Raw genomic sequence first — 22679 nt, 5'->3', positions numbered from 1 at the left:
GGTCAGGCCGTCAGCCGCGAAGTCACCTCCCCCAACTGCCCGGACAACCCATGCAAACGCTGCCCGGCCTGCTCGGTTTGCTGCACCGCTGCCTGGTTGGTGGTGGCGATGCGGGTAATTTCGATCAGGTTGCGCGAGATGTCCTCGGCCACGCTGGTCTGCTCTTCGGCCGCCGTGGCGATCTGCCGGTTCATGTCACGGATCGCCTCCACCGCCGAGGTGATGCGCTGCAGCATCTGCCCCGCCTGCTGCACCTGCTCGGCTCCTTCCTCGCTGCGCTGCTGGCCACTTTCGATGGCCTTGACCGCCTCTACCGCACCCGACTGCACCGCTTCGATGATCTGGTTAATTTCGGCGATCGATGCAGCGGTGCGCTGGGCCAAACTGCGCACCTCGTCGGCGACCACCGCAAAGCCGCGCCCGGCCTCGCCCGCACGGGCCGCCTCGATCGCTGCATTGAGCGCCAGCAGGTTGGTCTGCTCGGCAATGCCGCGGATGACTTCGAGCACCTTGCCAATCCGCGTGCTGTCATGCTCCAGGTCACGGATCACCGCGGCGGTACCGGCGATTTCGCGGTTGACCACGCCAATGATGTCGATGGTCTGCTGCATCACCTGCTCGCCAGCCTGGGCGCTGTGATCGGCATCATCGGCCGCGCGGGCGGCATCGGCGGCGTGGCGAGCCACCTCCTGAGCGGTGGCGGACATCTCATGCATGGCCGTCGCCACCTGATCGGTGCGCTGGAACTGGTCATGCGTGCCCTGGGCCATGTCAGCCGCGATGCTGCGCAGCTGGCCACTGGCGCCTTCCAGCTCCTGGGCATTGTCCTTGAGCCGGCCGACTGTCTCGGCAAGAAAATCACGCAGGGTATTGGCCGCACGTGCCAAGCGCCCCAATTCATCTTCACGGCGGCTGTCCACACGCGCCACGAAGCGCCCCTGGCTCAACTGCGCGACATACTCGATCAACTGGCGAATCGGCTCGATCAGGCTGCGATTGACCAGCCACAGGCTGAACAGGCCGACCAGCACCGCCGAGCCCAGCATCACCAGCAAGCCCAGCCACACCGTACGCTCGGCGCTGGCGTTGATGCTCGATGCACGCTCGCGCGCATCGGCGCGCAGTTGTTCGACCAGCTCGCTCATCTGTTCGCTGGCAGCACGGTCCACGCCCTTGACCGCTAGGTCGCCTGCAACCGGGTCACCACCTGCGGCGACAAACGCCTGGCGGCCCTGCGCATAAGCCTGGCCCAGTTGCAGATGGCTGGCACGCAGCTGTTGCAGCGGCGCCTTGAGCCTGGCATCGCTGCTGTCGATCAGTTGCCCAAGCACCTGCTGCACCTGCTGCTCGCGGGCCTGGAACTGCTGCCAGTACTTGTCCAGCTCGGCGGGCTGGCGTCCGCGCAGCAGCACGTTCTTCCATTCCTGCACCTGGATCTTGAACTGCAGGTTGGCCTCATCGATCAATTGCGAAGCCCGCAAGGGCCCATCCACCAGCTCGGCGTAGCCGCGCACGCTGGAAGACAGAAACTGGAAACACACCAGCGCGATCAGCAGCATCGCTACCAGGCTGCCGCCGAGCAGGGCGAGAATTTGCACTCTGAGGGATTTACGCAACATCGCGATCTCAAGACCAAAGGAAAGGAACGGCGCACGCTTGCGGCGCCGGGTAAGACATTCCATGTCCCCGTAGGCTCACCGCAAAAAAAAGGCTGCCATCGTTCGATAGCAGCCAGCTTGAGCACTTGCACAACAATTGAGACAAATAGTGTCAGGCAATTCCTACAGAATTGTTACAGAACCACGACAGGCTAGCCCGTGGTGAACTGCAACGAGGCTAATCGGGCATACAGCGGGCTTTCTTCGATCAACTGGCGGTGCGTGCCTATTGCCACCAGGCGCCCCTTGTCGATCACCGCGATGCGATCGGCGTGCTGCACCGTGGCCAGACGATGGGCGATCACCAAGGTGGTGCGACCGGCCATCACACTGGGCAGCGCCTGCTGAATCAGGTGTTCGCTTTGCGCATCAAGGGCGCTGGTAGCCTCATCCAGCAACAGGATCGGCGCATCGACCAGCAGCGCCCGGGCAATCGCCAAGCGCTGCCGTTGCCCGCCCGACAAGCCGATGCCACCCTCCCCCAGCGGCGTCTGGTAGCCCAGCGGCAGTTGCTGGATGAATTCGTCGGCATGCGCACCGCGCGCCGCTGCCTCGACCTCGGCCAGCGTCACCCCTGGGCGGCCATAGCGAATGTTGGCCTCGACCGTGCCGCGAAACAGCGACGGGTTCTGCGCCACCAACGCGAACTGCTGGCGCAGCTCGGCCGGGTCGAGTTCAGTGATGGCCTGGCCATCGAGCAGGATGCGCCCCTGCTGAGGGTCGTAGAAGCGCAGCAGCAGGTCGAACAGGGTCGATTTGCCGGCGCCCGAAGGCCCGACCAGGGCCACGGTCTGCCCCGGCTCGATCGCCAGGCTCAAGCCGTCGATGGCTGCAACCGTAGGCCTCGACGGGTAGGCGAAATGCACGTCTTGCAACGCAATACGCCCGACAGCACGCCGCTGAGGCAGTGAGGCGGCTACGCGCGGCGGCAGGATTGCACTGCGTGCCGCCAACAGCTCGGCAATGCGCTCGGCCGCACCGGCGGCGCGCTGCAGCTCACCGATCACCTCGCTGAGCGTGCCGAACGCACTGCCGACGATCAGGCTATAGAACACGAAGGCAGCCAGCTCGCCTGCCGAGATACGCCCGGCAATCACGTCCATGCCCCCGACCCAGAGCATGACCCCCACCGCGCCGAGCACCAGCACGATGACCAGGGTGATCAGCCACGCACGCTGGGCAATACGCTGGCGGGCCACGCTGAAGGCCGCCTCGACGGTGCTGGCGAACAGTTCGCGATCGAGCGGCTCATGGTTATAGGCCTGCACGGTCTTGATCTGCCCCAGGGTTTCGGCGACGTAGCTGCCGACATCCGCCACCCGGTCCAGGCTCTGCCGCGACAGGCTGCGCACGCGCCGGCCGAACAGCAGGATCGGCGCCAGCACCAGCGGCAAGGCCACCACCACGATGCTGGTGAGCTTGGGGTTGGTGATGAACAGCAGCACCACGCCCCCTACCACCATCAAGGCATTGCGCAGGAACATCGACAGCGAAGAGCCGATCACCGATTGCAGCAAGGTTGTGTCAGCCGTCAGCCGCGACTGGATCTCGGAGCTGCGGTTGTCTTCGAAAAACCCAGGGTGCAGCCCGACCAGGTGATCGAACACCGCACGGCGGATATCAGCCACGCAGCGCTCGCCGATCCACGACACCAGGTAGAAGCGGCTGAAGGTACCCACCGCCAGTGCCAGCACCAACAGCAGGAACAGGCCAATGGTCTGGTTGAGCTGGTGCGCGGAGCGGGTCATGAAACCCTGGTCAACCAGCAGGCGGATGCCCTGCCCCATGGACAGGGTGATTGCCGCCGTGACCACCAGTGCCAGCAATGCCAGGAGCATTTGCCGGCGATACGGGCGAACGAACTGCCAACCCAGGCGCAGGGCGCGACGTTGGCCAGGGGAGACGGATTCGGGCATGGCGGCAACCAAAGCGGCAAGGAAGCAGCAGACTACCACTCATCGGAGCGCGCGGAACGCTTGGGGGTGACTATAGCCTTTCGATCTAAAAGGGCTCTGGAGCTTTACCGCCATTTCTGGTGGACTGTCAGGGCCGTGACAGTCGAGGATCTGTCACAGGCCAGTCACGGCGCAGGACTACCCTGAGCTTGAACCTGATGAGGAGACAGGACATGAGCTTGCAGCACAGCAGCGATACCCCGAAACCCCAGAACAACCCGCAACCCCAGGTGTGCGGCTCGATCATCGACGCCCAAGGGCGCGAGGTTCCGATCACCGAGCAGATGATCCAGAAAGCCTGCCAGGAACTGGAACAAAGCCGGGGTACTAAAGCCCGTAAAGGCTGATCGGCTAATTCATTGCAACCCGGCGCCTGCGCCGGGTTTTTATTGCCTCGGCCGGCGAAAAGGCCGACGCAGGCACATCACTCAGACCAACACCCCACCCAGCGCACTGACCAACTGCGCCAATTGCGGCGACTTGCCACGAATCCGCACCGCCAGCCCTTCGATTTCACGCCGAGGTGGATACTGCTTGCGCAACTGATCGAATGCCACCCGCTGCTCGGCCGGGTCGTCGCTCAAGCTACGGCGGAAGTCTGCATCGTCACGGCGCGGGTCGTACACGGCGCGGCACAAGGTGGCCAAGGCCCAGGCCGGGTCTGTAGTGGCATCGAGTTCAACTTGCGCCAGCGGCGGCTTGGGCAGCAAATCGGCCAGGCGCACCAGCTCCGCTTCGCCCAGGTGACGGCACAACGCCTGGTAGATCTGCGCAGTGCCCCGCTGCCGGCCATCGAGGCTGTAGCCGGCGATGTGCGGCGAAGCCAGCGTGCACAGGTCGGCCAGTTGCAGGTCGACCTGCGGTTCGCCTTCCCACACATCGAGCACGGCATGCACGTCTTCACGGTCCAACAGCAGCTCACGCAAGGCATCGTTGTCCACCACCGGGCCACGGCTGGCATTGATCAGCCACGCCCCTGGGCGCAACCGTGCCAGTTGCGCCTGGCCCAGCAGGTGCCAGGTGGGGTACTCGCCGCCCCGCTGCAAGGGGGTGTGCAGGCTGATCACATCGCACTGTTCCAGTACCGTATCGAGGCTGACGTAATCGCCCCCTTCGGCGGCCTGACGCAGCGGGTCGCACACCAGCACTTTCCAGCCCAGGCCATGCAGCACACGCACCAGGCGGCCACCGACCTCCCCCGCGCCCACCACGCCGTACGTGCGCTTGGGTAGCGCGACACCGTCCAGCTCGGCCAGGGTCAGCAGGCTGCCCAGCACATAGTCCACCACGCCGCGGGCATTGCAGCCCGGCGCGCTGCTCCAGTGGATGCCAGCCTCGGCAAAGTAGTCCAGGTCGAGGTGGTCGGTGCCGATGGTGCACGTGCCGACAAAACGCACACGGCTGCCTTCAAGCAGTTGGCGGTCGACCTTGGTCACCGAGCGCACCAGCAGCACGTCGGCGTCCTTGACGCTGGCGGCATCGAGGCTTCGGCCCGGATAGCGGCGGATCTCGCCGAAACCTTCGAAGAAGGCATCGAGCAGCGGAATGTTCTCGTCGGCAACTATCAGCATGGCGCTCTCCTGTCAGGGGAACGCAGTGTAGGCGCTACGCGCGGCGTGTTCCAGAGCGGTTCAGTCGGCTTTCTTGCGGATCCAGTACAGGAAGGTGCCCGCGTCCTCTTGCTGCTGCAGCAGTTCATGGCCGAGGAAGTTGCAGAACTTGGGGATGTCGCGGCGGGTCGACGGGTCGGTGGCAATGACCTTGAGCAAGCCACCGGCAGCCAGGCCACGCACGTGCTGGTGCAACATCATCACAGGCTCGGGGCAGTTCAGGCCGGTGGCATCGAGGACGGCGTCGGGGGTTAAATCAGTCATGGGCGGCTCCAAAATGTTCATCATTGTCGCGCATCGTGCGGCGCGCACCAAGGGCTGCGCGCCGCCCACGCACTCAACGCGGCTTCAGGTCCAGCCTGCGCAGATGGCAGGTCACTTCCTCACGGTCGTGATACAGCTGCTTGCAGGCGATCGAAACCCTGATCTTGCGCGCCTTGAACGTGGCCTGCATGCGGTCGAGCAGGCGCCGCACCTCGGTGTAGCGTTGCTTCATCGGCAGCTTGAGGTTGACCACCGCCTCGCGGCACAGCCCTTCCCCCAGCCAGGTTTCAATCAATGCGGTGGTCCGCGCCGGCTTCTCGACGATGTCGCAGACCATCCAGTCCACCGGCTGCTTCGGCTGCCAGGTGAAACCATCCGCCATCAGGTGCTGGACCAGCCCGGTGTCCATCAAGCTCTCGGCCATCGGGCCGTTGTCGATGGCGGTGACCAACATCCCGCGGCGCACCAGCTGATAGGTCCAGCCGCCAGGCGAGGCGCCCAGGTCGACACCGGTCATGTCATCACCCAGGCGCTGGTCCCAGTGCTCGCGGGGGATGAACTGATGCCAGGCTTCTTCCAGCTTGAGGGTCGAGCGGCTGGGCGCTTCACGGGGAAACTTCAGGCGCGGGATGCCCATTGGCCAGAGCGCGCTGTTGTTGGCCGCAGCCTGGCCGACAAATACCCGCCGGCCAGTGATGAAGCTCAGCAGAAGGCGTGGACGGCTGGCGTCTTCAACCAGGCGACCGGCCTTTTCCAGGGCCTTGCGCAATGGCACCTCGAATTTGCGGCAGAACGTCGACAGCTCCTTGCCTTCGTTGCTGTCGAGCACTTCCAGCCACAGGCTGCCGAACACAGGCAGGCTGGCCAGGTGCTCGAGCAATACGCTGATGCGATCGCTCTCCGGCAACTCGACGAAACTGCCACGGGCCCACTGCCGCGGGAAGATCAGCTCAGCGAAGCGCAGTTCCCCCATCAGGCGCTCGGCGCCATTGTCCTCGGTGCAGACAAACTCGGCACTGGCGCTCTGCGCTTTGCCTTTGGCATAGCCGGCAACCCCCAGGCGGGCGGCATGTTCGCTGATCTCGGCGCAGACCTCGCCCTCGAAACCGGGCCGGCAATGCATGAACAGGGTACTCATCTCTCACTCCACTACGGCGGGCGCACCACAGGCGCCGGCAGGGCGGCGATGATAAAGGAAGTTCGGAACCTGCGACACGTCCCGCCGGTCCAGAAAAGGGTCAGGCAGGCCAAACCGGTCTAACCTGACCATTCAGCCAGGTCCGTACCGTGCGGATCGAAACAGAGCGGTGACACCGGCAAACACCCAGATTTGCCGGGCACCGGCGCAGAAGGAGTTGGCAATGCCCTCGCTCGATAGCCTGAACACCCTCAAGACCCTCAAGGTCGCCGACCAGACGTACCACTATTACAGCCTTACCGAGGCCGCCCGCCAGTTGGGCGACCTGCAACGCCTGCCCATGTCGCTCAAGGTGCTGCTGGAAAACCTGCTGCGCTGGGAGGACGGCAAGACCGTCACCGGTGACGACCTGCGCGCTATTGCCCAATGGCTGGAGGCGCGCCGCTCCGACCGGGAAATCCAGTACCGCCCGGCCCGGGTGCTGATGCAGGACTTCACCGGCGTACCCGCCGTGGTCGACCTGGCAGCCATGCGCGCCGCCATGGCCAAGGCCGGTGGCGACCCGCAGCGGATCAACCCGCTGTCGCCGGTCGACCTGGTAATCGACCACTCGGTGATGGTCGACCGCTATGGCACGCCCCAGTCGTTCAGCGAGAACGTCGACATCGAAATGCAGCGCAATGGCGAGCGCTATGCCTTCCTGCGTTGGGGCCAGAGCGCCTTCGACAACTTCCGGGTAGTACCGCCGGGCACCGGCATCTGCCACCAGGTCAACCTGGAATACCTTGGCCGCACCGTCTGGACCCGTGAAGAAGACGGCCGCACCTATGCCTTCCCCGACACCCTGGTCGGTACCGATTCGCACACCACCATGATCAACGGCCTCGGAGTACTGGGCTGGGGTGTTGGCGGCATCGAGGCCGAAGCTGCGATGCTCGGCCAGCCAGTGTCGATGCTGATCCCGGAAGTGATCGGCTTCAAATTGACCGGCAAGTTGCGCGAGGGCATTACCGCCACCGACCTGGTGTTGACCGTGACGCAGATGCTGCGCAAGAAAGGGGTGGTGGGCAAGTTCGTCGAGTTCTACGGCGATGGGCTGGCCGAGCTGCCCCTCGCCGACCGTGCCACCATCGCCAACATGGCCCCCGAGTATGGCGCCACGTGCGGCTTCTTCCCGGTCGACCAGGTGACCCTTGACTACCTGCGCCTGACCGGGCGCCCCGAGCAGACAGTGCAACTGGTCGAACAGTACTGCAAGGCCCAAGGCCTGTGGCGCCTGCCTGGCCAGGACCCGGTGTTCAGCGATGCCCTGGCCCTCGACATGACCGACGTCGAGGCCAGCCTGGCCGGGCCCAAACGCCCCCAGGACCGGGTCGCCCTGGGCCAGGTCAGCCAGGCGTTCGACCACTTCATCGAACTGCAGCCCAAGCCACTGGCCAAGGAAGTCGGCCGCCTGGAAAGCGAAGGCGGCGGCGGTGTGGCGGTGGGCAACGCCGACCAGGCGGGCGAAATCGACTACAGCCATGCAGGCCAGACCCACACCCTGCGCGACGGTGCAGTGGTCATCGCCGCGATCACCTCCTGCACCAACACCTCGAACCCCAGCGTGATGATGGCCGCCGGGCTGGTGGCGAAAAAGGCCCTGGAGAAGGGCCTGCAGCGCAAACCCTGGGTCAAGAGCTCGCTGGCCCCTGGCTCCAAGGTGGTCACCGACTACTTCAAGGCTGCCGGGCTGACGCCGTATCTGGATGAGTTGGGTTTTGACCTGGTGGGTTACGGCTGCACCACCTGCATCGGCAACTCCGGCCCACTGGATGAAGCGATCGAGCAAGCCATCGGCAGCGCCGACCTGACCGTTGCCTCGGTACTCTCGGGCAACCGCAACTTCGAGGGCCGCGTGCATCCGCTGGTCAAGACCAACTGGCTGGCCTCGCCGCCGCTGGTAGTGGCTTACGCCCTGGCCGGCAGCGTGCGCCTGGACCTGACCCGCGACCCGTTGGGCACTGGCAAGGACGGCCAGCCGGTGTACCTGCGCGACATCTGGCCCAGCCAGCAGGAGATCGCCGCCGCCGTGGCCAAGGTCGACACCGCGATGTTCCACAAGGAGTACGCCGAAGTCTTCGAAGGCGACGCGCAGTGGCAGGCCATCGAGGTGCCGCAAGCGGCCACGTATGTCTGGCAGGAGGCATCGACCTACATTCAGCATCCACCGTTCTTCGACGACATCGGCGGGCCGCCGCCGCAGGTCGAGGACATCGAGGGTGCCCGCGTGCTGGCCCTGCTCGGCGACTCGGTCACCACCGACCACATCTCCCCGGCCGGCAACATCAAGGCCGACAGCCCCGCCGGGCGCTACCTGCGCAGCAAGGGTGTGGAACCGCGGGACTTCAACTCCTACGGATCGCGCCGGGGTAACCACGAGGTGATGATGCGCGGCACGTTCGCCAACATCCGTATTCGCAACGAGATGCTTGGGGGTGAGGAAGGGGGCAATACCCTATTCGTGCCAACGGGCGAAAAGCTGTCGATCTACGATGCCGCCATGCAGTACCAGGCCCAGGGCACGCCGCTGGTGGTGATCGCCGGCCAGGAATACGGCACAGGGTCCAGCCGTGACTGGGCCGCCAAGGGCACCAATCTGTTGGGGGTCAAGGCGGTGCTGGCAGAAAGCTTTGAACGCATCCACCGGTCGAACCTGGTGGGCATGGGCGTGCTGCCCCTGCAGTTCCAGGCCGGGCATGATCGCAAGCAACTGGCGCTGACCGGCAGGGAGCGCATCGATGTGCTGGGGTTGAGCGGTGCTCATCTACGGCCAGGCATGAGCCTGACGCTGCGTATCACCCGCGAGGACGGGCAGCAGGAGCAGATCGAGGTGCTGTGCCGCATCGATACCTTGAATGAGGTGGAGTACTTCAAGGCGGGGGGGATTCTGCATTATGTGTTGCGCCAGTTGATTGCTGGTTGAGATGCAAGGCTTGGCTGGGGATTTCACAGGCACCGCAAATCCCCAGCCAACGCCCCCTACCCCCTCTCTCGGCGGCCTCATTCCGCTATCGTCTACTGGCTCTTGGCCAGCCATTGAGTCATCATCAGACTCACACGTCACCAAACAGCCTTAAAAACGCAAAAATGACGCCATTTTGATCAAACGTGCCTGTTCCCCAGCTCAATCTGAATAATGGCCCATTGCCACAAATCAAGCCCATTAAATATCCATTCAATAAAACCAGCGGCTTGCCGATACCTCACGAAAGCCTTGCGGATTCTTTGCGGATTACCCACCCATGCGTAACAACCAGCCGATTACCCAGAGAGAACGGACTTTCCCTGCCCAGCAGCGGTTGATCTCCACCACCAACGCCAAGGGCGTGATCAGCTACTGCAATGACGCGTTTATCGAAATCAGTGGGTTCACCCGCGAAGAGTTGACCGGCGCGCCGCACAACCTGGTACGTCACCCGGATGTGCCCGCGGCCGTGTTCGCCCACATGTGGCAAACCCTCAAACAGGGCCAGCCTTGGATGGGCATCGTCAAGAACCGCTGCAAGAACGGTGACCACTACTGGGTCAACGCCTATGTCACGCCGATCTTCGACAATAACCAGGTGGTCGGTTTCGAATCGGTGCGGGTCAAACCCACCGCCGAACAGATCCGCCGGGCCGAAGGCCTCTACCAGCGCCTGAACCAGGGCAAGTCGGCGGTGCCGCGACGTGATCAATGGCTGCCGATTCTGCAGGACTGGCTGCCGTTCATTCTGGTAAGCCAGGTGGGCTTCCTGATTGGCAACTGGCTTGGCCACTCCTGGGGCTTCGGCCTGGCGGCGGCCCTGTCGGTGCCCCTTGGCCTGCTCGGCCTGAGCTGGCAGCAACGTGGCCTCAAGCGCCTGCTGCGCCTGGCGGAACAAACCACGTCCGACCCCCTCATCGCGCAGATGTACACCGATAGCCGCGGCGTTCAGGCCCGCCTGGAAATGGCCATGCTCAGCCAGGATGCACGCATGAAAACCTGCCTGACACGCCTGCAGGACAGTGCAGAACACCTCAGCGAACAGGCGCGGCAATCCGATGCCCTGGCCCACAAGAGCTCTTCGGGGCTGGAGCGCCAGCGGGTGGAAACCGAACAAGTGGCGGCCGCCGTCAACCAGATGGCTGCCACCACCCAGGAAGTGGCCAACCATGTGCAACGCACTGCCGACGCCACCCAGGAAGCCAATCGCCTGACCAGCCAGGGCCGGCAGATTGCCGGTGAAACCCGTGAGGCCATCGAGCGCCTGTCGGCGGCAGTGGGTGAAACCGGTGCAACGGTGACGCAACTGGCCAAGGACAGCGACGAAATCGGCGGTGTGGTCGATGTGATCAAGGGCATCGCCGACCAGACCAACCTGCTGGCGCTGAACGCCGCCATCGAAGCGGCCCGCGCCGGAGAGATGGGCCGTGGTTTTGCGGTCGTGGCCGACGAGGTACGCCAGTTGGCCCAGCGCACCGCCGAATCCACCGGGCAGATCCACGGCCTGATCGCCAAGCTGCAGCAGACAGCCAGCAATGCCGTACTGACCATGGAAACCGGCCACCGCCAGGCACAGGAAGGGGTCGACCGGGTCATGCAGGCCGATGAAGCGTTGGTCGGTATCAGCGAAGCGGTGGCCAATATCACCGACATGGCGACCCAGATCGCAGCCGCTACCGAAGAGCAGACTGCCGTCGCCGACGAGATCAGCCGCAACATCAGCACCATTGCCGACCTTGCCGACCAGACCGCTGAACAGGCCCAGCATTCGGCGCTGCTCAGCGAGGAACTGACCAGCACTGCCGGTAGCCAGTATTCGCTGGTGGAGCGTTTCAACCGCTAAGACACCGAGCCTTGGGTGCTATTGGGGCGGCCTTGGCGGGCCGCTCCTACCAGTCCAGTTGCAACCGGCTCTCGAAATACCGCTCCTCACCCGTCAACGGATCTTCGAAACGCAGGCTCTGCGCCAACAGTTGCAAAGGCCGCTGATAATCGTCATCGGTCTGCAGCAGTTCGGGGTAGAACGGATCGTTGCAGATTGCCGCGCCCAATGCCGCCATGTGTACACGCAATTGGTGGGTCTTGCCGGTCACCGGCGACAGACCGTAGCGCCATAACTCGCCACGCGCCTCCAGCACCTGGGCCAAGGTTTCGCTGTTGTCAACGCCCTCCACCTCCTGCATGCGGAAGAACGGCTCGCCATGCACCAGGCGGCTTTTGTGCACCAGCGGGAAGTTGTGCTGGGGCATGGCTGCGGCGATGGCCTGGTAGCGTTTGTCGATCCGCCGCTCGGGGAACAAGCGCTGGTAGGCACTGCGCGTCTGGGGGTTGGCGGAGAACAGCACAAGCCCTGCGGTATGCCGGTCGATGCGGTGCAAAGGCACCAGATGCGGGTTGTCCAGACGCCGAATCAGCCGGCGCAGCAAAGTCTGCTCGACATACTCACCAGTCGGGGTCACCGGCAGAAAGTGCGGTTTGTCGGCAACCACCAAATGCTCGTCCACGTGCAACAGGGTTTCCTGCACAGGGATCGGCCGCTCATTTGGCACTTCCCGGAAGTAGTGCAAGCGCATGCCGCGTTTATAAGCCAGCCCAGCAGAGATTGCCTGCCCCTGCGCATCGAGCACGCGGCCCCGGGCAAAGCGGTCAAGCCACTGCGCCCGATCGATGGCCTTGAAATGGTCACACAGGCAATCGAGCACCGTCGCCCAGTTGCCGGGGGGCAGGCACACCGTGCTGGCTTGCTGGCGGGCAGGGTCGAAAGGCGTGGTCATGGCAGCGCTCAAAAGGTTGGAGGCCGCGCATTATCCTCCAAGCCTTCCACCTCAACCAGCCTGTAGCGTCGCCTCGCTGCGCGCCTTCAACCAGCGCAGTACTTGCACGGCCTCCCAGCGGTTGGGGTCGTACAGGGCATATAACAAACCCTGGTAACCTACGACGTCCAGCCCACGGTGGTAACCGGCACGCTGGAACAATGCCTCGATCTCGGCAAAACAGGTATTGAAGTGAACCTTGCCGAACGGCGTTCGATCTTCAGTCACCAGGCCTTCGAGGCGCAGTTCCAGAACGGCATCGCACACCCGCTCGACGGGCATGTGGTTGACGCTGTACTTGAGTTGCTCGACGTTGAGCATGGCCTTCCCCTCGAACACTGTATTTATATACAGCATACGGACCTCCCCTCATCCACGTCAATTCGCCAGCGCGTCATTGCAACCCCTGCAAGTAACCAGTGCCTCTGCGAATGGTCAGTACCTGGCCCCGCGGAGTGCCAGTGGTCACGGACAAATGCACCCACCGGTCAAACTCCAGGATCAGTTGATCGAAGGGTACGTCGCTGTCGCCGATTCTGCGTATCACCTCACGCGGGCTGACGTCGATCACCGTGAAGTCGGCTGCCAACCCCAGCACATGCTGGCTTGACGGTGCCCCACCGACACGCTGATTAAGCGCACTGCAGCGGTAGCCGCTACTGATGATGATCGGCATGCCGAGCAGCGCACGTACCTTTTCAAGCACGCCACACAGGACAGTTAGATTGGCCAGTGCCTCAGGTGTAGGGGTGTTGTCAAACCCTTCCCTTGCGGCGATTTGCGAAGCGGTCATTTCATCCAGGGTGAAATGAGGCGTGATGAACATGGTTAGATTCTCGATGACAGTTCAAGGGCACCGGCAGCAGTGGCCGGCACCCGATCATCGACTTGTAATCTCAACCATGGCGTGAGGAACGCGTGCCCATTGGGCGATCATTGCGCGAGAAACGCCACCACTTGCTCGGCATCGAACGGCCAATGCAGCTCGCCGCCATTGTCACAGCGACGCAGCACGGGAATGATCAGGCCATAGCGTTCGAACATGGCCTCGTTATCGGCAATGTCGACCAGCTCCACCAACAGGCCGTGATCGACGAAAGGCATCAGCACAGCCTCGGCCACTTCGCACAGGTGGCAGCCGAGGGTGCCGAACAATTGGCATTCAGGCAGCATGGGGCAGTTCTCGGTTTGGCTTTGGAAAAGCCTATTCTAGGTCCGTCCCGCCCACTGCGCACCTGGCCTCGCTCAATCCTGGCTGGTCGCACCAATGCGGTGCAGCGACAGGTCCGCGCCCTGAAACTCCTGCTCGTGGCTCAAGCGCAAGCCATGCAGCGCTCGGATCACCCCATAGACGACAAAGCCACCGAGCAATGCCACCAGCACCCCCATAAGACTGCCCAGCAACTGGCTGGCCAGGCTGACACCGCCCATGCCACCCAAGGCGGCCTGGCCGAACACGCCACAGGCAATGCCACCCCACACACCGCACAGGCCGTGCAACGGCCACACGCCCAGCACGTCGTCGATTTTCCAGCGGTTCTGCGCCGCTGTGAAACTCCAGACAAACAGCACCCCAGCCACCAGGCCGGTGGCCAGCGCGCCAATCGGGTGCATCAGGTCGGAACCGGCACAGATCGCCACCAGCCCGGCCAGCGGCCCATTGTGCAGGAAGCCCGGGTCGTTGCGCCCGGCCAGCAAGGCCGCCAGGGTGCCACCGACCATGGCCATCAGCGAATTGATCGCCACCAGGCCGCTTACGCCCTGCAAGGTCTGGGCGCTCATCACGTTGAAGCCGAACCAGCCAATGATCAGGATCCACGAACCCAGCGCCAGAAACGGAATGCTAGCCACCAGGCGGCCGTCGCGGTAGCGCCCACGCCGTGGCCCCAGCAACACCACAGCCGCCAGCGCCAGCCAGCCGCCCATGGCATGCACCACGACAGAGCCGGCAAAGTCATGGAACGGCGCGCCGAAGCGTGCGTGCAGCCAGGCCTGCACACCGAAGTTGCCGTTCCACACCACGCCTTCGAAAAACGGATAGACAAACGCCACGATCAACGCGGTGGCACACAGCTGCGGAACGAAACGCGCACGCTCGGCAATGCCCCCGGAGATGATCGCCGGGATGGCAGCTGCGAACGTGAGCAGGAAGAAGCACTTGACCAGCGCATAGCCATGGTCGACGGCCAGTTGCGCCGCCGGCTGGAAGAAACTCACGCCGTAGGCGATCCAATAGCCGATAAAGAAGTACACCAGCGCCGAAATGGCGAAGTCGCTGAGGATCTTCGACAAGGCATTGACTTGATTCTTGTGCCGTACGGTGCCCACTTCGAGAAAGGCGAAGCCAGCATGCATGGCCAGCACCAGAATGGCGCCCATGAGAATGAACAGGGTATTCGAACCGTGGACCAGGGAGTCCATCGCGCTGTGCATGTGTTCCATGAATAGGCAGACCTGCAGAAAAGGCACCAGGACAGTTCAAGAACCTGCATCCCTGCACCGAATCGGTGCCAGCCCCCTGCCCCGTTTGCTGAATGGGGCGAGGCCTGCATGGTTTATTCTTGGGTTTGTCGAGGATTGGGTTAAGGTTTACGGTAGTTCGTCACGCAGGGCGCCCCGAATCGGCGCAGTGCGCGCCAGCGGCGCCCCGCTACGTGGCAAAGCCTTAGCAAGGCCCATACCAGCCCAGTTACCCGCACAGCCACTTGAACCTTCGGCATGTGCTATCACTCGAACTACCAACACTCATCAACAGGGAGAGACCCATGGCCAGCAAATCGGCAAAGACTGCTCAAGAGATATTGATGGCTGACTTTCAGGCCTTGGTCCGCGACACCGAGAAGCTGCTCGCCGACACCGCCAACCTGGCAGGCGATCAGGCTGACGAATTGCGTGAACAGATCCATGACCGCCTGACTCAGGCCCGTGAAACCCTGCAACTGACTCAGGAATCGGTGCGCGACCGCGGCCAGGCAGCCCTTGGCACCGCCGAGCAGTACGTGCAGGAAAACCCCTGGCAGGCCATCGGTATTGCGGCGGGCGTGGGGCTGTTGATCGGCCTGCTGGCCAATCGGCGCTGAGGGGTTCCCATGGAGAATGACGCCATCGGCGCCGGCGCTTCGGGCAAACGCCTGGGCGCGGCGATGCTCGGGCTGCTGCACAGCCACATCGAGCTGTTTGGTATCGAGCTGCAGGAGCAGAAGGGCCGCACCTTGAGTCTGCTGTTGTTCGCAGGTTTGGCACTGGTGTTCGCCCTGCTGCTGCTGACGGCGCTGTCCGGGCTGCTGCTGGTGCTGCTGTGGGACAGCTATCGCCTGGCGGGCATCATCGGCCTGTGCGTGTTCTACGGTGTGGCCGCGTTGTATTGCGGCTTGCGTTTGAAGGCTGCAGTGTTCGACGAGTCATCGCCGTTCGGCGCGACCCTCGAGGAACTTGCCAAGGACCGGGAGCGCCTGTTGCCATGAGCCTGCCTGAACTACCCAATACCCGTAACCCTCGCGAACTGCGCAAGGCCCTGTTGCGCCTGCGTCTGGAGATGCACCGCCAGGAAATCCGCCACGAGTCGGGGCAACTGCTTGAGCCACTGCAGCGCATGCGCGGCATGGGCAGTTCGCTGCACGAGGGGCTTGGCATCAAGCATGCGCCGCTGTGGGGGATTGGCGCGGTGGTCGCCTTGGGCTTTCTCACCGGCAAGGGCGTGCGCAGTGGCAACCTGACACGGCTGGTGCGCTTGGGCGGCAGCCTGCTGCCACTGATCCGGCTGTACCTGCAGGGCAGCCGCCGGCACTGACGTTCTCGCATCACCTGAACAGACGCGATCACCCGCCGGTGATCGCGTAAACCTTCAGCTTGCATGGTGACTCACGACACAGGAAGCTATGCCCATCGACCGACAGGAGATCGAGCCTTGGACTGGCATACCTTGCTGACCCGCGAACGCCTGGGCAAAGCCCTGTACAGCCCCGAAGAACTCGGGCGCAGCCCTTTCCACAAGGACCACGACCGCATCATCTTCTCCGGCGCCTTCCGCCGGCTTGGGCGCAAGACTCAAGTACACCCGGTTACCAGCAACGACCATATCCATACGCGCCTGACCCATTCCCTGGAAGTCAGTTGCGTCGGCCGCTCGCTCGGCATGCGGGTGGGCGAAACCCTGCGTGACAGCCTGCCAGACTGGTGCGAACCGAGTGACCTCGGGATGATCGTGCAATCGGCCTGCCTGGCCCACGACATCGGCAACCCGCCGTTCGGCCACTCCGGCGAAGACGCCATCCGCCACTGGTTCCAACAGGCAGCAGGGCGTGGCTGGCTGGACGACATGAGCGATGACGAGCGCGCCGACTTCCTCAACTTCGAAGGCAATGCACAAGGCTTTCGCGTACTCACCCAACTGGAGTATCACCAGTTCGACGGCGGTACCCGGCTGACGTACGCCACCCTCGGCACTTACCTCAAGTACCCCTGGAGCGCCCGCCATGCCGATGCCCTGGGTTACAAGAAACACAAGTTCGGCAGCTACCAGAGTGAACTGCCGTTGCTCGAACAGATCGCCCGCAAACTCGGCTTGCCGCAACTGGAAGATCAACGCTGGGCGCGCCACCCGCTGGTCTACCTGATGGAGGCCGCAGATGACATTTGCTATGCACTGATCGACTTGGAAGACGGCGTGGAGATGGAGTTGCTGGAGTATGCCGAAGTCGAGGCGCTGCTGCTCGGCCTGGTGGGCGACGACCTGCCGGAGACCTATCGCCAACTCGGCCCGCGCGACTCGCGACGGCGCAAGCTGGCGATCCTGCGCGGCAAGGCCATCGAACACCTGACCAACGCCGCCGCCCACGCCTTCGTCGAACAGCAACAGGCACTGCTCGCCGGGCATCTGCCCGGCGACCTGGTCGAACACATGCATGGCCCGGCCAAGCACTGCGTGCTGCAAGCCAAGGACATGGCGCGCAACAAGATCTTCCAGGACAAACGCAAGACCCTGCACGAGATCGGCGCCTACACCACACTCGAGATCCTCTTGAACACCTTCTGCGGCGCGGCCCTCGAACAGCATGGCGGCCGCACCCCGTCGTTCAAGAGCCGGCGTGTGCTCGACCTGATCGGCAACAATGCACCGGACCCGCATGGCTCATTGCACAGTGCCTTTCTGCGCATGATCGACTTCATCGCCGGCATGACCGACAGCTATGCCAGTGAAATGGCCCGCGAAATGACGGGGCGCTCCAGCCCGACCTGAGCCCGTCAGGTGCAGCCCGAGCACAGCCTCTGGCTGCACCCTTTCTTGAAGGAAACTTCCTACTTGTGTAGGTGCCGATTAAACACCACGAATAACAGTCAATGAAAAGTTACCAAACAAGGTTTGACATCAAGCTCCACAGGCCAAATTCGTAGCCCGATTTGTTTTATCCTGTAAGCCATTTCCCATATACAGCGAATAGCCCTTCCTCACATGCCCGACGACTTCCAACTGGGATAAGGTGCCACCCGTCACCCTCACTCGCCCGCAGGGAAGTTGAACATGCACTCCGTATTTATTGTCGACGACCATCCCGTTATCCGCCTGGCCGTTCGTATGTTGCTGGAAAATCAGAACTACAAGATCGTCGGCGAATCGGACAATGGCGTTGACGCCATGCAGATGATTCGAGAAACCGCCCCTGACCTGGTCATCCTCGACATCAGCATCCCCAAGCTAGACGGCCTAGAGGTGCTTTCCCGCTTCCAGGCCATGTCCCTGCCGTTGAAGGTTCTGGTGCTGACCGCCCAATCCCCGGCGTTGTTCGCCGTACGCTGCATGCACTCGGGCGCTGCGGGCTATGTGTGCAAGCAGGAAGACCTCAGCGAACTGCTCAGCGCGATCAAGGCAGTACTTGCCGGTTACAACTATTTCCCCAGCCAGGCAATCAAACACAATCAAACGGTAGATGCCGACCTGCAACTCTTCCGCCAGGTCAATGACCGTGAACTCATGGTCCTGCAATTATTTGCCCAAGGGCGAAGCAACAAGGAAATCGCCAAAGGCATGTTCCTCAGCAACAAGACGGTGAGTACCTACAAGAAGCGCCTGATGCACAAACTCCAGGTCGAGACCTTGGTGGACCTGATCGAAATGGCCAAACGCAACGCACTGGTCTGAGGGTTTTCATGGCGCGCCATATCGCCCGGCTGTTACTCGCCCTGGCACTGGTCAGCGGCGCAATACACGCCAACCACCACGGAGTTACCGCGTATGCCCTGCTGGCACGCTCACCGGTAATGCCAGCACAGCCTTCTCTTACGGCCCCGCAACGCCAATGGCTCGAAAGCCGACACGAACTGGTGCTGGGGACCTCTGCGCCCGACTATCCGCCCTTCGACATCACCAGTGGCGGCCGCGACTATCAAGGCCTCACCGCCGAGTATGCAAACCTGATCAGCCTTGCCCTGCAGCTGCCTGTACGCGTGCTGCGCTTCAACAGCCGACAGGCAGCGGTAGAGGCACTCAAACGCGGCGATATCGACCTGCTCGGCAGTGCCAACGGCTATGAAGCGACAACGGACGGTCTGGCACTGTCGCACCCCTATGCCATTGACCAGCCGGTGCTGGTCACCCGTGAGGACGAACGCCGCCCTTTGGACCTGGGCCTGGAGAACATGCGGCTGGGCATGCTCTACCACTACCTGCCGAGGCAGGAGATAGGCAGTGCCTACCCCAAGGCCCAGGTGCTGGCCTTCGGCTCGTCTTCCCAGGCCTTGAATGCCGTTGCATTTGGCCAGGCCGACGTGTTCATCGGCGACACCATCTCCACCCATTACCAGCTCAATCGCGGCCACCTGCCCGGCCTGCGCATCGCCAATTTCAGCAAGCACGAAGCGATCGGCTTCAGCTTTGCCATGCGCAAGGCGGATGCGTTGCTGCTGGAACTGGTCAACGCCATTCTCGACAATCAGCCTGCAGCCGTGCGCGCCAGTATCTTCAAGCGCTGGAGTGCCGGCAGCGACCTGCTCCTGACCGACCGCAAGCTGCAACTGACAGAGGCTGAGGAATTCTGGTTGCAACACCACCCGGTCATGCGCGTGGCCATCGACGATACTGCGGCGCCCTTGTCCTTCTTCGATGGTTCGGGATATTTCAGGGGCATCACCGCCGACCTGCTGGAGCTCATCCGCCTGCGCACCGGCCTGCGTTTCGAGGTGCAGCGCGCCAGCGGCATTGCCGACATGATCGCCCGCCTCAAGGACGGCCGGGTGGATGTGATTGCGGCGCTCACTACCGACGGTGAGGCCGAGCAGACCCTGCAAATCAGCCGCCCTTACCTTGAAAGTGTCTATGTATTGGTCAGCCGAGCGAGCAACGGGCAATACACCTCTCTGGAACAACTGAAGGACCGACGCATCGCGATTACCCGCTACAGCGCGATGGATGACCTTTCCACGCGCTATCCGCACATTGGCTGGATCGAGACCGAGAGCTCCTTCTATTCCACGGCGCTGCTCAAAAGCGGTGCTGTAGATGCCGTGATCACCACCTTGATAGACGCCAACCATGCGGTGGCCACCCACCCCGACCTGGTCATACGCGCCACCGTCGGCAGCGAGCCGGCCAGCTACGCCATGGCAGCCGCCAGCCATTCACAGACGCTGGTATCGATCCTCGACAAAGCGTTGTTGAGCATTCCGCCGGAAGAGCTGGGGGTGATAAACAACCGCTGGCGTGGTTACGGCCTGCATGACGACAGCACCTGGCAAAGCTTTCGCCGGCTCGCCTGGCAGGTGCTGCTGGGTACCGGGCTGTTGCTGCTGCTGGCACTGATCTGGAATGCCCGCCTGCGCCTGCAGATCAAGCAGCGTCAAAGCGCCGAGCGGGCGTTGAACGACCAGCTGGCATTCATGCGTGCGCTGCTCAACGGCACACCGCACCCCATGTACGTGCGTGATCGCGAAGGTTGCCTGCAAAGTTGCAACGACAGCTACCTGGAAGCCGTTCAGGCCTGCAGCGAAGAGGTCATGGGCAAGCGCCTGGAGCAAAGCCTGTTCGCTGACTGCGAACATACTCACCAGATCCAGGCCGATTACCTGAAGGTCATGGCCGCCGGGACCCCACTGATCATCGATCGGCCGCTGCGGGTTAAAGGCCGCGAAATGACCATCTACCACTGGATCCTGCCATACCGCGACTCGCTGGGCGAAGTACAAGGCATCATCGGCGGCTGGATCGATATCAGCGAACGGCGCCAGCTGGTTCAGGAACTGCGCCAGGCCAAGCAGCAAGCCGAAGATGCCAACCGCGCCAAAAGCACGTTCCTGGCCACCATCAGCCATGAAATCCGAACGCCGATGAACGCCGTCATCGGCATGCTCGAACTTGCCGTCAAACGTGCCGACCAGGGTCGGGTGGACCGTTCAGCCCTGGAACTGGCCCACCATTCGGCCAAGGACCTGCTGGGGCTGATCGGCGATATCCTCGATATCGTGCGCATCGAATCCGGGCATCTGTCACTCACTCCGGAGCCGGTCGACCTGGCCGCACTGGTCGAGTCGGTGGGCCGTATCTTCGATGGCCAGGCGCGGCAGAAGGGCCTGGCCCTGGAGGTGATGATCGAACCGGCTGCCCGCTGCCATGCATTGCTCGACCCGCTGCGCTTCAAGCAGGTGCTGTCCAACCTGGTCAGCAACGCCATCAAGTTCACCGAGCATGGCCAGGTACGCATCTGCGTTTGCCTGCAGGAAGCAGAAGCCTCCTCTTACCCGACTCTAGAGCTGGAAGTACGTGACAGCGGCATCGGCATTCACGCCGATGACTTGCAACGCCTGTTCAACCCATTCATCCAGGCCAACCCGCACAGCCAGGGTGCCCGCGCAGGCACTGGCCTTGGCCTCGCGATCTGCCGGAGCCTGTGCGAAATGATGGGAGCCACGCTGACCATCAAGAGCCTCGAAGATGTCGGCACCCAGGTTCGCTTGAAAATGCCGTTGCAAGTTGTCAGCGCCGACGCTGTCGAGAGGCCGATGATCGAACCTGTCGACGTACCCGATCCACGCCTGAACGTGCTGGTGATCGACGACCATCCCGCCAACCTGCAGTTGATGGCGCAGCAGCTGGGTTACCTGGGCCTGGGCCACACCTGCGCCAGGGATGGCCGTGAAGGCTTGGGCCTGTGGCGCGCAGGCGCCTTCGATGTGTTGGTGCTCGACTGCAACATGCCGCACATGAACGGCTACCAGTTGGCCAGTACCGTACGTGCCGAAGAACGGCAATACGGGCGATCGCGCTGCACCATCCTCGGCTATACCGCCAACGCCCAGCCCGAGGTCATGCGCAAGTGCCTGGATGCCGGCATGGATGACTGCCTGCTCAAACCCATCAGCCTGACCACCCTGAGCCAGCGCCTGGCCGGCATCAGCCCACGGGGCCGACAGCCATGGCGGCGCAAACTGTTCGACCTGGAGGGCCTGGGCACGATCGTCGGCCAAGCCCCGAACGACCGCCAGCGCTTTCTGGCCGCCCTGCACGAGAGCCTGCAAACGGACCTGGTGATTCTGATGAGCCTGCCCGCACAAGACGCCGACGCCGTTGCCGACCAGGCGCACAAGATCCTCAGCGCCGCCCGCATGCTGGAGGCGCCCGAGCTGATGGCGGCGTGCGAAGCGCTGCAGAACACCACGTTGCCGACACCGCAACTGCGCCTACGGCGCCAGGCCCTGGCCCGGCACATGCGCCGGGTGGAGAAGGCGTTGGCCGCTGACATCAAGGCTACCGGCGGGCTTGAATGAGCAAGGCAGCCACACGCCGAAGCTGGTAGACTGCGCGGCGATATTACCTAAGAGGATTGTTTCATGGCCACTAACCGCTCCCGCCGCCTGCGCAAAAAGCTGTGTGTCGACGAGTTTCAGGAATTGGGCTTCGAGCTGAACCTGGACTTCAAGGAAGACCTGGATGATCAGGCGATCGACGCATTCCTCGATGCCTTCCTGGAAGAAGCCATGGACGCCAACGGCCTCGACTACGTAGGCGGTGACGATTTCGGTCTGGTGTGCTCGGCCAAACGCGGTTCGGTCACCGAAGAGCAGCGTGCTGCCGTCGAAGCCTGGCTCAAGGGCCGCAGCGAACTGACCAAGATCGAAGTCAGCCCGCTGCTCGACGCATGGTATCCGGGCAACGCGATCAACGCGGCCGAGTGATACCTGCGCTACCCAGCGGCTTGCACGCTGAAAAGGCCACCCTTCGGGGTGGCCTTTTTTGTTGGCGTCG

Annotated in this window: 20 protein-coding genes; 10 read left to right on the top strand and 10 right to left on the bottom strand. The window is 63.0% G+C overall.

The annotated features are described in order from the left end of the window. Nucleotides 1-2: 2 nt before the first annotated feature. Together HU766_RS04705 and HU766_RS04700 are read right to left on the bottom strand one after the other, a co-directional pair. On the bottom strand, nucleotides 3-1619 hold the full coding sequence (locus tag HU766_RS04705; protein ID WP_186653988.1) for a methyl-accepting chemotaxis protein: 1617 nt from the start codon (nucleotides 1617-1619) through the stop codon (nucleotides 3-5). A 191-nt stretch (nucleotides 1620-1810) separates the two neighbouring features. Further along, nucleotides 1811-3574: an ABC transporter transmembrane domain-containing protein gene (locus HU766_RS04700; RefSeq protein WP_186653985.1), complete on the bottom strand. Its 1764-nt coding sequence runs from the start codon at nucleotides 3572-3574 to the stop codon at nucleotides 1811-1813. Nucleotides 3575-3786: 212 nt separating this feature from the next. On the opposite strand from HU766_RS04700, the gene HU766_RS04695 reads away from it, so the two are divergent. Then, nucleotides 3787-3960, top strand: a complete 174-nt coding sequence (locus HU766_RS04695; protein ID WP_167334463.1) for a PA1571 family protein — start codon at nucleotides 3787-3789, stop codon at nucleotides 3958-3960. Between the two features lie 81 nt (nucleotides 3961-4041). Here the strand turns inward: HU766_RS04695 and pdxB are convergent, their stop codons facing one another. The 3 genes from pdxB to rlmM form a co-directional block, all read right to left on the bottom strand. After that, complete coding sequence (pdxB, locus tag HU766_RS04690; protein WP_186653975.1) at nucleotides 4042-5184, bottom strand: 4-phosphoerythronate dehydrogenase PdxB; 1143 nt, start codon at nucleotides 5182-5184, stop codon at nucleotides 4042-4044. A 60-nt stretch (nucleotides 5185-5244) separates the two neighbouring features. Further along, a complete protein-coding gene (tusA, locus tag HU766_RS04685; protein WP_186653972.1) occupies nucleotides 5245-5487 on the bottom strand; it encodes a sulfurtransferase TusA in 243 nt (80 codons plus the stop codon). Between the two features lie 73 nt (nucleotides 5488-5560). Then, a complete protein-coding gene (gene rlmM, locus HU766_RS04680) occupies nucleotides 5561-6625 on the bottom strand; it encodes a 23S rRNA (cytidine(2498)-2'-O)-methyltransferase RlmM (protein WP_186653971.1) in 1065 nt (354 codons plus the stop codon). A 223-nt stretch (nucleotides 6626-6848) separates the two neighbouring features. On the opposite strand from rlmM, the gene acnA reads away from it, so the two are divergent. Together acnA and HU766_RS04670 are read left to right on the top strand one after the other, a co-directional pair. Beyond that, a complete protein-coding gene (gene acnA, locus HU766_RS04675; RefSeq protein ID WP_186653969.1) occupies nucleotides 6849-9590 on the top strand; it encodes an aconitate hydratase AcnA in 2742 nt (913 codons plus the stop codon). Between the two features lie 319 nt (nucleotides 9591-9909). Then, on the top strand, nucleotides 9910-11475 hold the full coding sequence (locus HU766_RS04670) for a PAS domain-containing methyl-accepting chemotaxis protein (RefSeq protein ID WP_033700452.1): 1566 nt from the start codon (nucleotides 9910-9912) through the stop codon (nucleotides 11473-11475). 46 nt (nucleotides 11476-11521) lie between these two features. Here HU766_RS04670 and HU766_RS04665 read toward each other — a convergent pair whose 3' ends face one another. From HU766_RS04665 to HU766_RS04645, 5 genes are all read right to left on the bottom strand, one after another. After that, nucleotides 11522-12406 (bottom strand): pseudouridine synthase, encoded by an 885-nt coding sequence (locus HU766_RS04665; RefSeq protein WP_186653967.1) that lies wholly within the window; start codon nucleotides 12404-12406, stop codon nucleotides 11522-11524. 51 nt (nucleotides 12407-12457) lie between these two features. Continuing rightward, entirely contained in the window at nucleotides 12458-12766 is a 309-nt protein-coding gene (locus HU766_RS04660; protein ID WP_033701480.1) for a hypothetical protein, read from the bottom strand. 73 nt (nucleotides 12767-12839) lie between these two features. Further along, the gene (locus HU766_RS04655) at nucleotides 12840-13271 is read right to left on the bottom strand and encodes a D-Ala-D-Ala carboxypeptidase family metallohydrolase (protein ID WP_186653965.1); all 432 of its coding nucleotides are present in this window, start codon (nucleotides 13269-13271) and stop codon (nucleotides 12840-12842) included. Between the two features lie 107 nt (nucleotides 13272-13378). After that, a complete protein-coding gene (locus HU766_RS04650) occupies nucleotides 13379-13618 on the bottom strand; it encodes a glutaredoxin family protein (RefSeq protein WP_033700458.1) in 240 nt (79 codons plus the stop codon). A 72-nt stretch (nucleotides 13619-13690) separates the two neighbouring features. Further along, nucleotides 13691-14887, bottom strand: coding sequence for an ammonium transporter (locus HU766_RS04645; protein ID WP_186653963.1), 1197 nt, complete (start codon nucleotides 14885-14887; stop codon nucleotides 13691-13693). A 323-nt stretch (nucleotides 14888-15210) separates the two neighbouring features. On the opposite strand from HU766_RS04645, the gene HU766_RS04640 reads away from it, so the two are divergent. From HU766_RS04640 to HU766_RS04610, 7 genes are all read left to right on the top strand, one after another. Further along, nucleotides 15211-15525 carry a YqjD family protein gene (locus HU766_RS04640; RefSeq protein ID WP_047583282.1) on the top strand — a complete coding sequence of 105 codons (315 nt, stop codon included), beginning with the start codon at nucleotides 15211-15213 and terminating at the stop codon, nucleotides 15523-15525. Nucleotides 15526-15534: 9 nt separating this feature from the next. Beyond that, nucleotides 15535-15909, top strand: a complete 375-nt coding sequence (locus HU766_RS04635) for a phage holin family protein (protein WP_033700463.1) — start codon at nucleotides 15535-15537, stop codon at nucleotides 15907-15909. After that, nucleotides 15906-16235, top strand: coding sequence for a hypothetical protein (locus tag HU766_RS04630; RefSeq protein ID WP_186653961.1), 330 nt, complete (start codon nucleotides 15906-15908; stop codon nucleotides 16233-16235). The genes HU766_RS04635 and HU766_RS04630 overlap by 4 nt, the downstream gene beginning before the upstream one ends. Nucleotides 16236-16352: 117 nt before the next feature. Next, nucleotides 16353-17684, top strand: a complete 1332-nt coding sequence (locus HU766_RS04625; protein WP_033700467.1) for a deoxyguanosinetriphosphate triphosphohydrolase — start codon at nucleotides 16353-16355, stop codon at nucleotides 17682-17684. Nucleotides 17685-17966: 282 nt separating this feature from the next. Further along, nucleotides 17967-18584: a response regulator transcription factor gene (locus tag HU766_RS04620; protein ID WP_033700468.1), complete on the top strand. Its 618-nt coding sequence runs from the start codon at nucleotides 17967-17969 to the stop codon at nucleotides 18582-18584. An 8-nt stretch (nucleotides 18585-18592) separates the two neighbouring features. Further along, complete coding sequence (locus HU766_RS04615) at nucleotides 18593-22201, top strand: transporter substrate-binding domain-containing protein (RefSeq protein ID WP_186653958.1); 3609 nt, start codon at nucleotides 18593-18595, stop codon at nucleotides 22199-22201. 63 nt (nucleotides 22202-22264) lie between these two features. Further along, the gene (locus HU766_RS04610; protein WP_047583280.1) at nucleotides 22265-22609 is read left to right on the top strand and encodes a YggL family protein; all 345 of its coding nucleotides are present in this window, start codon (nucleotides 22265-22267) and stop codon (nucleotides 22607-22609) included. The last annotated feature ends 70 nt before the right edge of the window (nucleotides 22610-22679 follow it).

This window comes from Pseudomonas sp. SWRI77 (assembly GCF_014269105.1).
GTDB lineage: Bacteria > Pseudomonadota > Gammaproteobacteria > Pseudomonadales > Pseudomonadaceae > Aquipseudomonas > Aquipseudomonas capeferrum.
This window is presented reverse-complemented; position numbering and strand designations above follow the sequence as displayed.

Coding starts and splice junctions, on each gene's coding strand:
- HU766_RS04640 (WP_047583282.1), top strand. CDS start 15,211: ATGGCCAGCAAATCGGCAAAGACTGCTCAAGAGATATTGATGGCTGAC.
- HU766_RS04615 (WP_186653958.1), top strand. CDS start 18,593: ATGGCGCGCCATATCGCCCGGCTGTTACTCGCCCTGGCACTGGTCAGC.
- HU766_RS04645 (WP_186653963.1), bottom strand. CDS start 14,887: ATGGAACACATGCACAGCGCGATGGACTCCCTGGTCCACGGTTCGAAT.
- HU766_RS04650 (WP_033700458.1), bottom strand. CDS start 13,618: ATGCTGCCTGAATGCCAATTGTTCGGCACCCTCGGCTGCCACCTGTGC.
- HU766_RS04610 (WP_047583280.1), top strand. CDS start 22,265: ATGGCCACTAACCGCTCCCGCCGCCTGCGCAAAAAGCTGTGTGTCGAC.
- HU766_RS04655 (WP_186653965.1), bottom strand. CDS start 13,271: ATGTTCATCACGCCTCATTTCACCCTGGATGAAATGACCGCTTCGCAA.
- HU766_RS04635 (WP_033700463.1), top strand. CDS start 15,535: ATGGAGAATGACGCCATCGGCGCCGGCGCTTCGGGCAAACGCCTGGGC.
- acnA (WP_186653969.1), top strand. CDS start 6,849: ATGCCCTCGCTCGATAGCCTGAACACCCTCAAGACCCTCAAGGTCGCC.
- HU766_RS04660 (WP_033701480.1), bottom strand. CDS start 12,766: ATGCTCAACGTCGAGCAACTCAAGTACAGCGTCAACCACATGCCCGTC.
- HU766_RS04630 (WP_186653961.1), top strand. CDS start 15,906: ATGAGCCTGCCTGAACTACCCAATACCCGTAACCCTCGCGAACTGCGC.
- pdxB (WP_186653975.1), bottom strand. CDS start 5,184: ATGCTGATAGTTGCCGACGAGAACATTCCGCTGCTCGATGCCTTCTTC.
- HU766_RS04665 (WP_186653967.1), bottom strand. CDS start 12,406: ATGACCACGCCTTTCGACCCTGCCCGCCAGCAAGCCAGCACGGTGTGC.
- HU766_RS04695 (WP_167334463.1), top strand. CDS start 3,787: ATGAGCTTGCAGCACAGCAGCGATACCCCGAAACCCCAGAACAACCCG.
- HU766_RS04620 (WP_033700468.1), top strand. CDS start 17,967: ATGCACTCCGTATTTATTGTCGACGACCATCCCGTTATCCGCCTGGCC.
- HU766_RS04670 (WP_033700452.1), top strand. CDS start 9,910: ATGCGTAACAACCAGCCGATTACCCAGAGAGAACGGACTTTCCCTGCC.
- HU766_RS04705 (WP_186653988.1), bottom strand. CDS start 1,619: ATGTTGCGTAAATCCCTCAGAGTGCAAATTCTCGCCCTGCTCGGCGGC.
- rlmM (WP_186653971.1), bottom strand. CDS start 6,625: ATGAGTACCCTGTTCATGCATTGCCGGCCCGGTTTCGAGGGCGAGGTC.
- HU766_RS04700 (WP_186653985.1), bottom strand. CDS start 3,574: ATGCCCGAATCCGTCTCCCCTGGCCAACGTCGCGCCCTGCGCCTGGGT.
- tusA (WP_186653972.1), bottom strand. CDS start 5,487: ATGACTGATTTAACCCCCGACGCCGTCCTCGATGCCACCGGCCTGAAC.